Source organism: Corynebacterium sp. HMSC035E02 (assembly GCF_001836065.1).
Taxonomy (GTDB): Bacteria; Actinomycetota; Actinomycetes; order Mycobacteriales; family Mycobacteriaceae; genus Corynebacterium; species Corynebacterium hiratae.
In genome coordinates this window covers 51,707-64,907 of record NZ_KV827349.1, presented here as the reverse complement: position 1 = coordinate 64,907, position 13,201 = coordinate 51,707, and the positions used below count along the sequence as shown (strand labels likewise).

The 13,201-nt window shown below is 62.0% G+C and carries 13 protein-coding genes; 2 read left to right on the top strand and 11 right to left on the bottom strand.

What is annotated here, in order from left to right; all coding sequences use genetic code 11:
- Position 1 precedes the first annotated feature (1 nt).
- From HMPREF2635_RS07720 to HMPREF2635_RS07685, 8 genes are read right to left on the bottom strand one after another with little or no spacing between them, the layout of a single operon-like run.
- Positions 2-856 carry a PPK2 family polyphosphate kinase gene (locus HMPREF2635_RS07720; protein WP_070681178.1) on the bottom strand — a complete coding sequence of 285 codons (855 nt, stop codon included), beginning with the start codon at positions 854-856 and terminating at the stop codon, positions 2-4.
- A gap of 25 nt (positions 857-881) precedes the next feature.
- Positions 882-1,637, bottom strand: coding sequence for a sulfite exporter TauE/SafE family protein (locus HMPREF2635_RS07715; RefSeq protein ID WP_070681175.1), 756 nt, complete (start codon positions 1,635-1,637; stop codon positions 882-884).
- A gap of 6 nt (positions 1,638-1,643) precedes the next feature.
- On the bottom strand, positions 1,644-2,120 hold the full coding sequence (coaD, locus tag HMPREF2635_RS07710) for a pantetheine-phosphate adenylyltransferase (protein WP_046649077.1): 477 nt from the start codon (positions 2,118-2,120) through the stop codon (positions 1,644-1,646).
- Between the two features lie 2 nt (positions 2,121-2,122).
- Positions 2,123-2,749, bottom strand: a complete 627-nt coding sequence (gene rsmD, locus HMPREF2635_RS07705; RefSeq protein ID WP_046649076.1) for a 16S rRNA (guanine(966)-N(2))-methyltransferase RsmD — start codon at positions 2,747-2,749, stop codon at positions 2,123-2,125.
- 42 nt (positions 2,750-2,791) lie between these two features.
- Positions 2,792-4,888 (bottom strand): ATP-dependent DNA helicase RecG, encoded by a 2,097-nt coding sequence (locus HMPREF2635_RS07700; RefSeq protein ID WP_070821525.1) that lies wholly within the window; start codon positions 4,886-4,888, stop codon positions 2,792-2,794.
- A 3-nt stretch (positions 4,889-4,891) separates the two neighbouring features.
- A complete protein-coding gene (locus HMPREF2635_RS07695; RefSeq protein WP_070821524.1) occupies positions 4,892-6,331 on the bottom strand; it encodes a DAK2 domain-containing protein in 1,440 nt (479 codons plus the stop codon).
- A 10-nt stretch (positions 6,332-6,341) separates the two neighbouring features.
- The gene (locus HMPREF2635_RS07690) at positions 6,342-6,950 is read right to left on the bottom strand and encodes a uracil-DNA glycosylase (protein WP_210401596.1); all 609 of its coding nucleotides are present in this window, start codon (positions 6,948-6,950) and stop codon (positions 6,342-6,344) included.
- Between the two features lie 35 nt (positions 6,951-6,985).
- Entirely contained in the window at positions 6,986-7,996 is a 1,011-nt protein-coding gene (locus HMPREF2635_RS07685) for a thiamine-phosphate kinase (RefSeq protein WP_369816146.1), read from the bottom strand.
- 47 nt (positions 7,997-8,043) lie between these two features.
- Here HMPREF2635_RS07685 and HMPREF2635_RS07680 point away from each other — a divergent pair, with 47 nt between their 5' ends.
- Positions 8,044-8,958 carry a DUF3515 domain-containing protein gene (locus HMPREF2635_RS07680; protein WP_070821522.1) on the top strand — a complete coding sequence of 305 codons (915 nt, stop codon included), beginning with the start codon at positions 8,044-8,046 and terminating at the stop codon, positions 8,956-8,958.
- Positions 8,959-9,024: 66 nt separating this feature from the next.
- Here HMPREF2635_RS07680 and HMPREF2635_RS07675 read toward each other — a convergent pair whose 3' ends face one another.
- Together HMPREF2635_RS07675 and HMPREF2635_RS07670 are read right to left on the bottom strand one after the other, a co-directional pair.
- Positions 9,025-10,095, bottom strand: coding sequence for a D-alanine--D-alanine ligase family protein (locus HMPREF2635_RS07675; RefSeq protein ID WP_046649071.1), 1,071 nt, complete (start codon positions 10,093-10,095; stop codon positions 9,025-9,027).
- Between the two features lie 21 nt (positions 10,096-10,116).
- Positions 10,117-11,115: an NAD(P)H-dependent glycerol-3-phosphate dehydrogenase gene (locus tag HMPREF2635_RS07670; protein WP_070681350.1), complete on the bottom strand. Its 999-nt coding sequence runs from the start codon at positions 11,113-11,115 to the stop codon at positions 10,117-10,119.
- A 149-nt stretch (positions 11,116-11,264) separates the two neighbouring features.
- Here HMPREF2635_RS07670 and HMPREF2635_RS07665 point away from each other — a divergent pair, with 149 nt between their 5' ends.
- Positions 11,265-12,263, top strand: a complete 999-nt coding sequence (locus HMPREF2635_RS07665) for an NUDIX hydrolase (RefSeq protein ID WP_070821521.1) — start codon at positions 11,265-11,267, stop codon at positions 12,261-12,263.
- Positions 12,264-12,312: 49 nt separating this feature from the next.
- On the opposite strand, the gene HMPREF2635_RS07660 is transcribed toward HMPREF2635_RS07665, so the two are convergent.
- Positions 12,313-12,981: a hypothetical protein gene (locus tag HMPREF2635_RS07660; RefSeq protein WP_246824863.1), complete on the bottom strand. Its 669-nt coding sequence runs from the start codon at positions 12,979-12,981 to the stop codon at positions 12,313-12,315.
- Positions 12,982-13,201: the final 220 nt, after the last annotated feature.

Below are 13,201 nucleotides of genomic sequence, written 5' to 3'. Positions count from 1 at the left end.
CTTAGTCGGCGTCCTCGATGCGCTGGCGCTCCACCTCCGGGTCGAAGTCGGGCGCCGGCCATTCGAGGTCAATATGGCGTAGGAGATCCACGATGAGGAACTTCAGCGCCATGCGGGCGTATTTCTTGTTATCGGTAGGAATGACATACCAGGGCGCATAGTTTTCATCCGTGCGCTGGATGGCGTCCTGGTAGGCCGCCATGTACTTATCCCAATAGGCGCGCTCCTCCACGTCGGCGGGATCGTATTTCCAGAACTTGTCTTCCCGCTCCGTGCGCTCCAGCAGATTCTCCTTCTGGGCTTCCTTGGACAGGTGTAGGAAGATCTTGATGACCTTGACACCCTTCGCTGTCAGGTCGAGCTCATAATCCCGGATAGCCTCGATGCGGCGGTCCACTTCTTCTTCGTCGACCCACTCGTGCACGCGCTGAATGAGGACGTCTTCGTAGTGGGAGCGGTCAAAGGCCACAATCTGTCCCGGCTGCGGGTCGTGCTTGCGGATGCGCCACAAGAAGTCATGTTCCAGCTCTTCCTCGGTGGGCTTTCCGAAACCAACCGTGGTGGTTCCCTGCGGGTCGAAGGTGCTGAGCACGTGGCGAATAGCACCGCCCTTGCCCGAGGTATCCATTCCCTGCAACACAATGAGCACCGCTGGGGCGTCCTCACCATAGCTGCGACCGTTGGCAAAGAGCCGCTCCTGCAGTTCATAGAGCTCGTCATCGTACTTGGTGAAACGGGCATCGAGCTCGTCCTTGTCACCGTCGAAGCCGGGGGTTGCGGAGGCATCGACCGAGTCGATCTGAAAATTCTTGCCTGCGCGCAGGGAGAGCGCGTCTTCAATCTTGAACTTCGCCATGGGTCCACCTTACCCAGGCAGTGTTTTAAGCGCCCAGCGTGGAAAGACCGCGCAGCAGAGCACTCAGCGCTCCCAGGCTAGCCAGCGCCAGCGACAGCGTGTGGGCTTTCTCCCGCGAGACGTGCCCGGCGATCTTCTTGCCTACAAGGATGCCGACGCACATGCCGATTATTCCGCAAGGCCACACCAGCCAGTGCAGGCCCTCGAAACCGCCGGAGCCCAGGAAGTACTTCGTCAGAACAGAGGACAATCCGCCGATGACAAAGCAGGGTTGCAGGGTCGCGGCGAGGATTGACTTAGGCCACCGCGCAGCCTGGGCGTACACGGTGATGACGGGGCCGGCAACGCCGGCCAGGGTATTGGTAAAACCGCCCAAGATACCCGCGGAGATCGCGGGCCCCGTCCCCCGCATCTCGGGGACGAACTTGCGGCCAAACACCACTACGCCCAGCGCGATCAACAAGGCGGCGCCCACGAGCACCAACAACGCCGAGGTATCGATGCGCGCGATCAGCAGCGCCGCCGGGATTGAGCCGAGGACCATGAAGGGGCCGATGCGCAGCCACTTATTCCAAGCCACATTCTCGCGCATCGAATAGGTCGTGAGGATGGCGTTAATGCAGGCCAAAACGTTGATGACCATGATGCCTTCCACGGGGCCGAGGAAGAGCGTCAAGATGGGCCCGCCAATGAGGCCCAACCCCATGCCGGAGACTCGCTGCAGGCAGGAGCCGACTATGACGGTAACGAGGACGACGAAAGGTATTGCCAGTACAGACATGTCTCCTTAGCCTCGGTAGCGTTCCATTACGGCGGCCGCAACGTGCTCTGGGAACATACCCGTGACATCGCCGCCGTACTGTGCCACCTGCTTGCACAGGGAGGAGGAGATATAGCCGTACTTTTCATCAGTGAGCAAGAAGACAGTATCGATCCCGGAAAGGCGCCGGTTCATCTGTGCCATCGGCAGCTCATACTCGTAGTCCAAGGAGGAGCGCAGGCCTTTGACAATGGTGTCTATGCCATGGGCACTGGTGTAATCCACGAGCAGGCCGCCCCACCAGTCCACCTGGATCTCTGGCGCGACGGTACGGCGGATGAGATCCACGCGCTCCTCCACGCTAAACAGTCCGGACGGCTTATCGGGGTTTCCCGTCACCAGCACGGTGACCTTGTCAAACAATTCGCTGGCGCGGTTGAACACGTCAACATGGCCCAGCGTGATGGGGTCGAAAGATCCCGGGCAGACGGCGTGGGTGGGCATGGCTAATCCTCCTTGATTTCGGTCATGGCGGTATCTTCGCTACCCGCGTTGTCGCTGTAGTCACTGTCCTCAGCGCGGTGATAAATCGCCATATCAAAACGCGCAATGCCAAAGGTCCGCTTCTTGAGCTTCTGGCCGGTGGGCTCAAAGCCTTCCGGCCACTGCGTCTGCGGGGAATCCACATGGCGTTCGATGACGACGATTGCGGCATCATCCAACACCGGTTCGATCGCGGCCAACAGCCCATCCACATCATCGAACTCATAGGGAGGATCCGCGAGCACCATATCGAAATACCCGCGCGGGGCGGTCGCTAGATAGGACGAGGCCTTCATCTCGCGTACCTCGACGCGCGGGTGCTTCACCACCCCAATGTTGTGGCGGATGATCTTCACCGCCGCAGGATTGTTTTCCACCAAGACCACTTCCTCAGCGCCGCGGCTGGCTGCCTCCAGACCTAAGGCACCGGACCCAGCAAAAAGGTCCAGCACCCGGGAGTCGATGAAACCCCAACGCACGTTCAACGATGAGAAAAGGCCCTCGCGGGCACGGTCAGAGGTAGGTCTAGTCCCGGCTTCCGGCACCTTGATGGTGCGCCCCCGGGCCTCCCCAGCGATGATTCTGGTCATGGCCTCTACCCTATCTCCCCTCAGCTGCGCGCGGTGACTGGCCTAGTTCTTCTCCAAAAACTCCTGCTCATCCGCACTCAAATTGTGTGTCAACTCCACCGCTAACGTGGGGTTGCGCTCTACCAATGCGGCAGCATCGGCATGCGTGCGCTCAACGATGTCCCGATCATTGATAAGGTCCAGCAACTTCAGCGTGCGCTTCGTACCGGATTGCAGTGTTCCTAAGATATCGCCTTCGTGGCGTTGCTGTAGGTCGAGCTCAGCTAGGTCAAAACCAGATGGCGTATCCGCGATAGCTTTGATACGCCGGAAAGACTTGCTATCAGGCTCAGCCGTCGTGTGCAGCAGGCACACCGATTCATTGCCGCCGCGTCCCACGCGCCCACGCAACTGGTGCAACTGCGAGACGCCAAAATTCTCCGATTCGCGGATAAGCATGACGGTGGCGTTGGGCACGTCGACGCCGACCTCGATGACGGTGGTCGCCACGAGGACGTCGATTTCCCCGCGCGCGAACCGCTCCATGACCTCATCCTTATCGGGCATTTTGCCGTGGAGCATCTCCACCCGCAGACCCCGCAGCGGCAGGTTTCGCAGCTGTACGGACATCGATTCCACCCCGCCCTCGCCTTCAATCCGCGGGCAGACGATATAGGCCTGGTGACCCCTTTCTACCTCTTCGCGGATTCTCTCGATGGCGCGGCGTACCCATTCCGGTTTCCATTCGGGCACCACCGCGGACAAGATAGGCTTTCGCCCGCCAGGCAGCTCCTTGAGTGTGGACACGGCCAAATCTCCGAAGACGGTCATGGCAATCGTGCGCGGGATTGGTGTCGCCGTCATGACCAGCAGGTGCGGGCTGGTTCCCTCCCGGGTTTTGGTGCGCAGGCTATCGCGCTGCTCGACGCCGAAACGGTGCTGCTCATCCACGATGACGAGGCCCAAGTCGAAGAACTCCACCGTGTCTTGGATGATGGCATGCGTTCCGATGACGATATCGGCCTCGCCGGAAACGATCTCCAACAGCGCTTGCCGCTTCTCCGCCGTCTTCATCGAGCCGGTCAGCACGGTGACGGTGACCCCTTCGGGAACACTGGCGCTAATCGACGCCCCATGCTGTGCCGCCAGCACTTCCGTCGGCGCGAGAAGCGCAGCCTGCTTGCCGGCATCGACCGCCTGCAGCATGGCGCACGTGGCCACCAGGGTCTTGCCCGAACCCACCTCGCCCTGCAGCAGACGCATCATGGGCGCGGTGCCACACAGGTCCGCGTCGATCTCCGCGATGACCCGGCGCTGGCCCGCAGTCAGCTCGAAGGGCAACTCGCTGAGCAGCTCATCGCGGTAGCCTTCCAGAATTGCCGGCATCGGGGTTGCCGTGCGTGCCTTGACATCGCGCTGACGCAGGGCCATGACCAGCCCAATCGACAGCGCCTCATTGTATTTCAGGCGTTGGATGGCGCGTTCGGGCCCGTGCTCACCCGGTTCGTGGATCTCGCGGACGGCTTGGTCCAGCGTCACCATCATGCGGTAATCCAGCGGCTCCGGGATCGAAGGCGTATTTTCCAGCACCTTATGGATAGCGCCCATGACGTACCACGATGTCACCTTCCCACTGGCCGGGTAGACGGGGATCCACTCGCGCTGCAGGAAGGTTTCCAATGAACCGAATTGGGAAAGCTTCTTCAGCGAGCCCGTCCCCTGCCCGGACGTGCTATCCAGCAAGGATTCCTGATAACGGCCGGGATCGAGGATGAGGAAGTCTGGGTGCTGCAGGCTGGGGTATCCCCGAAAGTACTTCAGCTTGCCAGACAGCATGACGCGCATGCCGCGCCCCAGCACGCGCTGCACGTAGTGCGCGTTAAAGAAAGAGGCCTGGACTCCACTATCCATGTAGAGGATAAAGACCATGGCTTTTGAGGTGTGCTTGACGCGGACATCCTCAATAACACCAGTGATGGTGACGTGATCACCGTCCTCGGCACCGCCGAGGCCGACGTCCTTGTTGTGGCGGATGTAGTCGCGTGGGTAGTGGCTGAGCAGCTCGCCGCACGTGGTGTACCCGAAGGCACGCTTGAATGCCGAGGCATCCTTCTTTGCCAGAATCTCCGTCAGCGCACGGTCATCCTGCCACCCCAGCATGGCTTACTCCACCCCGATCTCGGTACGCAGCCCAGCTACTCGCAGCACCACCACGTCGACGTCAAGGAGCTGCGCCAGCTCTTCCTCATCGATCTCGAGTCCGGTGAGCACGGTGATCTGCTCCCCGCCGTAAGCCAATTGGCTGCGGCACGACGCCACAATCCCGTCGAGGGATTCTGTATCCGGATGCACCACCCGCATTGAGCGTGCGGCATCCGCCATGGCGGCCACTGCCTCGGCGGTGTGGGCGGAACCCGGTGAGTAGACCGACAGCGCGGCGAGCCCGGACACGAGGGAATCAGTCGGGATAAGCGTGGCTGTACCGGGCGCTCCGCAGTAACCGTTGGGTAAGAAGAGATCACCCGCCTTCGCGGCGCGAGGGCCGTCGCCGGGCTTGACGGTATCCGCCCCGGCCTTTTCAAAAAGCTCCCGCGCGGCCCCTTCGGGGACTGCGGCGAAGATGCGCCGCCCGGCACGGTCGGCAGACTGCATTTCGCCGGCCTCTGTATCGCCGACGGAGGGAAGCACCTCGAGGCGAAGGTTACTGACGTTTCCGAGGCCATAGGCTTGCTCTATGACCGCACCGGCTTGAACGCTATGGATATGCACGCTCGCCGAATCCTCCGTGGCTCGCGCGATGACGAGGCTATTGCCCAGCGGGTTAAGTGTCTCCTCGATCTGGGCGAGGTCTCCCTCGAAGAAGAAGATGACTTCAATCTCCGCGCCCGCCCCAGTCTGTGGCGCGGCACATTTCTCTCCGTGAGACGGTACCGATTCGCTCGGCGTGGGCTCTGCCCCTTCAGGTTCCATAGCCACAGGTTGGGGCGCGGTCTCTTCACCGGTGAGCTGGGCCAGCAAGCATTCCAACAAGATGACGAAGCCGGCTCCGCCGGCGTCTACGACACCGGCCTCGCGCAGCGCCGGCAGTTGGGAAGGGGTCTCCGCTAGGGCTTGCTGGGCGGCGTTGACCGCCGCGACCAAGATTCCGTGCAGCTGCGCGCCGGACTGCTCGGCGGCCTTGCTGGCAGCGGCGGCCGAGGTACGCAGCACGGTGATGATGGTGCCTTCCACTGGAGAGACCAGAGCACGGTCCACCAGCGTGACGGCCAGCGAGAGGGCATCCGCCAAGACCGAACCATCCACCCGCGAATCCGTCGTGGCGTCAGCCACCCCGCGCAATACCTGGGACAGCACCATCCCGGAATTGCCGCGAGCTCCGCGTACCGAACCGATGGCCAGGGCTTCAGCCACGTCCATCTCGCCTTTATCGGCCTCCGCCAGAGCAGATTCCATGGTGTGCGCCATGTTGGAACCCGTGTCAGAATCGGGCACTGGGAAGACGTTGAGGGCGTTAATCTCGGCGCGGCGGCACTGTAGCTCCTTAACGGTTCGCGCGGCCCACTCGTGCAGGCCACGGGCATCCAACTCGGCGGGATAAGACATGGTGGCTAGTCTACAAGCGCCAGTCCACTGCCGAGACTCCACGGGCCCCTAAGGCCGCATTTGCCCGCGAAAAAGGACGCGATCCAAAGAATCCACGCCGCGCTGACAGCGGCGAAGGATGCGGGGAGGTAATGCACTCTGTACCGGGCAGGAAGGCCTGGCAGGCTTGGGCATCGCGGCCCCATAGAATGGCCACGATATCGCGCCCCGCCAGTGCTCTGATGGCGGCCTCCGTAATCGCTTCCCACCCAAGCCTGCGGTGCGAGCCGGCCTGGCCCGGGGCCACGGTAAGCACTCGGTTAAGCAGCAGCACGCCCTGGTCAAACCACGCCCGCAGGTCCCCATCCGCGCGGCCGGTGATCCCGAGGTCGTCGTGAAGCTCGGCGTAAATATTCTGCAACGAGCGGGGAGCCGGCACCCCGGGGCGCGTAGAAAAGGACAAGCCCATGGCATGGCCCGGGGTGGGATAGGGATCTTGGCCCACGATGAGGACACGTACGTCGTCGAGCGGCATCGACAAGGCAGCGAAGACGTCCTCGGCCGGGGGCAGGAAGTCTTGGCCGATCTGCTGCTCAAGGCGCGGCAGATTCTCCTCCAGCGCCTGCCGGATGTGGGGCATCCACGAATAGTGAATGCGAGAGGTATCGATGTGGCTCACGCAAATCCCTCCCAGCCCTCGCGATAGCGAGGCTCCTCTCCGCTGATGGTGACACCGGTACCGCGCATCACCCGGCCTACTTCCCGGAACCCAGAGGGAGCGGCCTTGTACGTGGTGGCCAACAGCGTGTGATCCTCCCCTCCCGTTAGGACCCATTCCCACGGATCGATATCAAGCACCGCGCCGGCAGCAGCTAGGAGCGGATCCGGGGCAATGGCTGCGCGGTCGAGGTCGATGCGCACCCCGGAGCGTTGTGCCAGATGCCCCACATCACGCACTAAGCCATCCGAATTGTCTGTCATCGCGGTCGAACCCGTTGCCCGAGCGATAACCCCACGCCCAGGGCTCAGGGTGGGTGCACAGTGGGCGTCGATCAGCGGCCACAGCTCCTCTAGTTCCGGGGGCAGCGCGCGGCCAAAGCGCTGAAGCAGAGCAAGGCCCGCTCCGGAGTACCCAATCTTGCCGTGCGCCACCAGCTTTTGGCCCGCGCGTGCTCCATCCAGGGTCAGCGGCGCCCCACTTCCTCCCAAGGAACCCATCGCCGTGACATTGATGACCAAGCTGTCGCTGCGGGTAAGGTCGCCGCCGACCAGCTCTGCGTTATAGACCGCGCAGCGCTCAGCGATGCCCTGCGCAATCCCCCGCACAAAATCCACCGGGGTTTCCCCTGGCGCGGCAATAGCCAGCAGTGCTGCAGTGGGCCGGGCACCCATCGCCTCGATATCGGCGAAATTGCGCACGATGGCCTTCTGCCCAATTTCTGCGGCAGTCGACCAATCCCGGCGGAAATGCCTGCCTTCCACCATCATGTCTGTCGCTGCCACCGTGCGGGAATTGGGCGCTGCCGGGTACAGCACCGCGGCATCGTCACCATTGAGCGCGCTCGGGGCGGCGGTGACAATCTCATGGATGACTTGCCGCTCACCGGCTTGGTCGAGGGTATGCGATAAACCCACCGTCACGGACTCCTTTGTGTTGCGCGGGCCACGCACTGTACGCGTGCGCACCGTCCACGTTCGTTCTTCCTGGACTATCAGCGATAGGATAAGCCCCTATGGATACCCAATTTAACCGCACCGCAATCTACGTCTCACTCGGGATCGCCATCGCGATGGTCTTCGCGGTGATTTTTGGGGCAAAATACGTCTTCACCACCGCTGCCCAGCAACCGGTGGCGCTGCCTCCCACCCCATCTGAGGCGGCGGATTCCCCCGAGTGCGCCGCCGTGGTCGATGCGCTGCCGGACAAACTACTGGGGTACCCACGCGTCGATCTTGTCGAGCCAGCTCCCGCGGGTGTTGCGGCGTGGGCGAAGAGCTCGGAGGACAAGATAACGCTGCGCTGCGGTGTTGACTTGCCGCAGCAATTTACTGAGTATTCCCAGACCGTCGAGGCCGACGGCGAATCCTGGCTGCAGGTCGTCGACGCCACTCCCGGCTCGAATCTCACGACGTGGTACAGCACCAAGCGTGTTCCCGCCGTCGCGGTCACCACCACCTCCGACAACGCGCGCGACGACGCCCCGGAGGGTCTCGGTGATGCTCTCGGCCACTTGGAACAGAAACAGCAACAGCCCAATGCCGCTCCGCTGTCGCAGCTGAAGGCGGGCCCGGATTCCATGTGCAGCCGGCTGGAAAAGGCCCTGCCGGAGACCCTCGCGGAGGGCTACTCGCGCCGCGAGGATGCCGGTGACAAGAACACCTGGGTCTACAGCGCGCCGGGCCAGGAAGAGATCGTCGTGCGCTGTGGTGTGGCTGCACCGGAGAACTACCGTGCAGGTGTCCAGCTGCAGCAGGTCAATGACGTGCCCTGGTTCGAGGACACCACCCTGGCGGAGGGCACCACGGCCGGCACGTGGTTTGCGCTCGGCCGGGCGGAGGATCTCGCGCTGTCTGCTCCGCAGGAGGCAGCCAATTCCGCGCTGGTGCGGCTGAGCGACGCCCTCGTGGCCGCCACCCCTTCCCAGTAGCAACCGCGGCCTGCTCCTCTACCGCCTGCCCTTCGCACTCAGCTGAGGGACTAGGCGGGCTAAGGACTAGGAACGCGCGAGCGCGGTTTGGATGAGGGTATCCAGCAGCTCGGCATAGCCCACCCCCACGGCGGCGAATACCTGGGGGTACATCGAGATGGGTGTGAAGCCGGGGAAGGTGTTCACCTCGTTGATGCAGTAGGAATCCTCGCTGACGAAGAAATCCACGCGGGACAGGCCGGCAGCGCCCAGAGCACGGAAAGCCTCAATAGCGCGCTGGCGGAGCTCAGCGGTTAGTTCATCGCTCAACGGCGCAGGGATTTCCGCCGAAACGCCCTCGTCGATGTACTTGGCATCGAAGTCATAAAAGCCTTCTTCGGACTCCGTAGTGCCCAAAAGTTTGGCGGGAACGGAAGCCTGGAGGCTACCGTCTGGGTGCTCGAGGACGCCCACTTCCACCTCTGCACCGCGAATTTCCGGCTCGACAAGGACCTTCTCGTCGGACTCGTAGGCTAGGGCCAGCGCGTCCGCGAAATCCTCCCACGCCGAAACCTTGGACACACCGATGGAGGAACCACCGCGCGCCGGTTTCACAAAGACAGGAAGGCCGAGGCGCTCCTTTTGGGCGTCGCTCAGCGTGGCTTCCCCAGTGAGCACCTCTTGGGGCGCCACAGGCAGACCTTCCGCAACCAGCAGCTTCTTGGTGAACTCCTTGTCCATGCCCACGGCCGAGGCCAGCACGCCCGCGCCCACGTAAGGGATGCCGGAGAGCTCGAAAAGCCCCTGGACCGTCCCATCTTCACCGTAGGGGCCATGGAGAACCGGCACAATGACATCCACTTCGGTGTAGTGCTCATGGCGAGTGACGTTGTGGATGCGTCCGCGCGTGGCGGGGTTGAGGGAAAGCGCCAGCTCATCGTGCAGCTCTACCTCGGGCAGGCGCCCATCGACAATGCCGAGGCCCTCCCGACTGCCCTGAGTCCAGGTGCCCTCTCGCGTGATGCCGATCGGCACAACCTCATACTTGTCCGGGTCAAGGTGCTCCATGATTGCGCCGGCGGAGATGCACGACACTGAATGCTCGGAGCTGCGCCCGCCGTACACTACGGCCACGCGCACAGGATTCGCTTCAGTCATACCGAGCAACTTTACTCGGCTTTACTCAGCTTTCTTGGTGCGACCCATCAGAGCCACGATCATGTCGTCGACAGTCACGCCGCGGTGGCACACACCGAAGACCGCTTGGGTAATAGGCATCTCTACGCCCGCGCGCTGCGCCAGCCTAAAGATGGAATCGGAAGAAATAACGCCTTCCGCTACCTGGCCATTGGTGGCGGCTGTGGCTTCCTCCAGGGTGCCGCCCTGGCCGAGGCGGTAGCCAAAGGTGCGGTTGCGGGACAACGTCGAGCTACAGGTTGCCACGAGGTCACCCATACCAGCCAGACCAGAGAAGGTGAACGGATCCGCTCCCAGCTTCACGCCGAGACGGGTAATCTCCGCGAGACCTCGAGTAATGATGCTGGCCATGGTGTTGTTTCCCAGCCCCTTACCCGCAGCCATGCCGCAGGCAAGTGCAATCACGTTCTTGCAAGCACCGCCAATTTCCGCGCCGATGACATCGGTGTTGGTATAGGGCCGGAAATAGGGTGCTGCGGCGGCATGCTGGACAGCCTTGGCACGGTCGGCGTCGCGGCACGCAATAACCGTAGCTGCCGGCTGCTCCTGGGCCACCTCCTTGGCCAAGTTGGGCCCGGAGAGCACCGCAATGCGGTCGGGGGAAACACCGGCGGCATCGGCAATCACCTCGCTCATCAGGCTGAGCGTCGACTTCTCCACGCCCTTGGAAATCGATACTAAAGTTGCATCCTCCGGCAGCAACGGCGCCCATTTTTCCAGGTTGGACCGCAAGGTCTGCGAGGGGACGCCGAAAATGACGATGTCCGCACCCTCCAGCGCATCAGCTGGATCGGTGGTAGCGCGGATGGAGGCGGGCAGCGGAAGATCTGGGAGATAATCCGGGTTCTCGTGGCGTGCATTGATGGCCTGGGCTAGCTCTTCACGGCGCGCCCACAAGCGGACGTCATTGCCGGCATCGGCAAAAACCTTTGCCAGCGTAGTTCCCCACGAGCCCGCACCCAATACTGCTACGTTCACTATGTGCCACCTCACTGTAGATTCCCGGTATATCGGCTTTCCCCATTAAAGCACGCTCGGCATTAAAGCACGCTCGGCGCGTAAGGCCGCATCGCGGCAGTGAGTGGAGGAAAATGGAAAAGGTTAGAAGCTACTGGCGCAAAAGGAGCAGCATGCCCAAGGCAAAGAACATGCACGAGACGGACAAAGACATCAAATCCGAGGTCTTTATTTCTGGCCGACACCAAGAAGTGCCCGTCGATCCGGCCGATGAGTTTAAGCGCACGACCCTGGCCGCCGGTGCGGTTCTCTGGCGCGGTGACCCGCACGATCCGGAAGTCGCCCTCATTCATCGCCCGCACTATGACGATTGGTCACTGCCCAAGGGCAAGGTGGATCCGGGCGAATCCCTTCCTGTTACCGCCGCGCGCGAGATCCTCGAGGAAACCGGTTATACCGTGCGCTTGGGCAAACTCATCGGCAAGGTAGCTTACCCAGTACAAGGCCGCACCAAGGTGGTCTACTACTGGCTGGCGCGGGTGCTCGATGGCGAATACACCCCGAATCAGGAAACCGACGAGCTGCGCTGGATGAAGATCGATGATGCCTGCGTACTGCTCTCTTATGACGTTGATGCACAGGTCTTGGCCAAGGCAAAGAAGCGCCTGCGCCTCGCACCAACGACCCGCGTTCTCTACGTGCGCCATGCCCGCGCGCACCAGCGCCGCACCTGGGAGGGTGATGATGACCTGCGCCCGCTGGATAAGAAGGGGCGCCGCCAGGCGGAGATGCTCGTTCCGATGCTCACGCCTTTCCATCCGACCGCCATTTATAGCGCCCCGCCGCAGCGCTGCCAGCACACCGCTGCCCCGCTGGCCGATGAACTCGGCATGGACATCGCCGTTAACAAGGCTTTCGGCGATGATGTTTTCGTCGAATCTCCTGATACCGCCCGCGCCGCCTTTCAGCGCGTGGTCGACGGCGGCGGCGTTCCGGTTATCGTCAGCCAAGGGCTGACAATCCCCGGCATCATCGAGTCCTATGCACCGAAGTTCATTCAAGAACCAATCGAAGAACTCAAGTTCAAGAAAGCTTCGGTGTGGGTTCTATCCTTCAACGACGGTGAACTTACCGGAGCGGACTATCTGGCGAGCCCGCTTCCCGTGCGCTGAGCAGGGCATCGCCCACGTCCCTCAGGAGTTTCTACGCCGCCCTGCTGCCTTATTCAAACCGTGCTGCAGGGCGGCGCTGCATAGCGCGGGTGAACAGGACCATCCCCAAAGCCCAGATCGGGTAGGCGGCAAGGAAGCCGACGATGGGGATAAATACGACAAAGCTCGTGATGAGGGAACAGACCAGAATAAAGAGCAGCGACTGCCCTAGATTCTCCATGATTAGGTCGAGGGCCTCTCGGAAGCAGTCCATGAGAGGCTTATCGGGGTTATCCGCCTTGATCACGGGCGCTGGCCACAGGAGCGCATAGAGAATCAGTCCGGGGAAGCCACCCGCAATAGATCCGAGCGTTACCAAAATAAAGAAGCAAGCATAGACACCGGCGCAACCACTCAGCTGCGCAAACCTAAAGTAGTCGCGGAAGGTGACCTTCTCCCCATCAGCGATCTTCCGGGAACCATTGAAGAGGTTCGCCATCATCCAGCAGAGATAAGCGTAGGCGGCTAGCGCCATGACCACCATAAGAGGTATCCCCACGGTAGGAACCAGGGGTTCAATGTCCCTGCCGCTTTCTTCCATCGCTGCGGAGATTCCGCCTAAAACGGTTCCCGGCACAAGAAGAAGAGCAAAAGAGATAATGAGATGCACCAGCATGGCCAGCATCCCTGGCACAGGCTGCTTCAGGTAGCCCTTGAAGGTTTGGCCCACAATATCCATGGCGTCGATGGGCTGCGCGGGGCCCCGCCTGGTGGATTGCCAGGCGCGGCGCCGGGCTGGTGGTACCCAAAGCTTCCCGGCTGCTGGTAGCCGTAGCCGTTGGGTTGCTGGTAGCCGTAACTCCCAGACTGGTGATAGTCATAATCGCCATACCCACCTGCACCGCCGAACTGATTGCCACTGTCCCCGCTAAAGCTTTGATAAGGATTGCTCATGCCGA

Coding starts and splice junctions, on each gene's coding strand:
- rsmD (WP_046649076.1), bottom strand. CDS start 2,749: ATGACCAGAATCATCGCTGGGGAGGCCCGGGGGCGCACCATCAAGGTG.
- HMPREF2635_RS07715 (WP_070681175.1), bottom strand. CDS start 1,637: ATGTCTGTACTGGCAATACCTTTCGTCGTCCTCGTTACCGTCATAGTC.
- HMPREF2635_RS07665 (WP_070821521.1), top strand. CDS start 11,265: ATGCCCAAGGCAAAGAACATGCACGAGACGGACAAAGACATCAAATCC.
- HMPREF2635_RS07660 (WP_246824863.1), bottom strand. CDS start 12,981: ATGGATATTGTGGGCCAAACCTTCAAGGGCTACCTGAAGCAGCCTGTG.
- HMPREF2635_RS07720 (WP_070681178.1), bottom strand. CDS start 856: ATGGCGAAGTTCAAGATTGAAGACGCGCTCTCCCTGCGCGCAGGCAAG.
- HMPREF2635_RS07700 (WP_070821525.1), bottom strand. CDS start 4,888: ATGCTGGGGTGGCAGGATGACCGTGCGCTGACGGAGATTCTGGCAAAG.
- HMPREF2635_RS07675 (WP_046649071.1), bottom strand. CDS start 10,095: ATGACTGAAGCGAATCCTGTGCGCGTGGCCGTAGTGTACGGCGGGCGC.
- HMPREF2635_RS07695 (WP_070821524.1), bottom strand. CDS start 6,331: ATGTCTTATCCCGCCGAGTTGGATGCCCGTGGCCTGCACGAGTGGGCC.
- HMPREF2635_RS07690 (WP_210401596.1), bottom strand. CDS start 6,950: ATGCCCCACATCCGGCAGGCGCTGGAGGAGAATCTGCCGCGCCTTGAG.
- coaD (WP_046649077.1), bottom strand. CDS start 2,120: ATGCCCACCCACGCCGTCTGCCCGGGATCTTTCGACCCCATCACGCTG.
- HMPREF2635_RS07680 (WP_070821522.1), top strand. CDS start 8,044: ATGGATACCCAATTTAACCGCACCGCAATCTACGTCTCACTCGGGATC.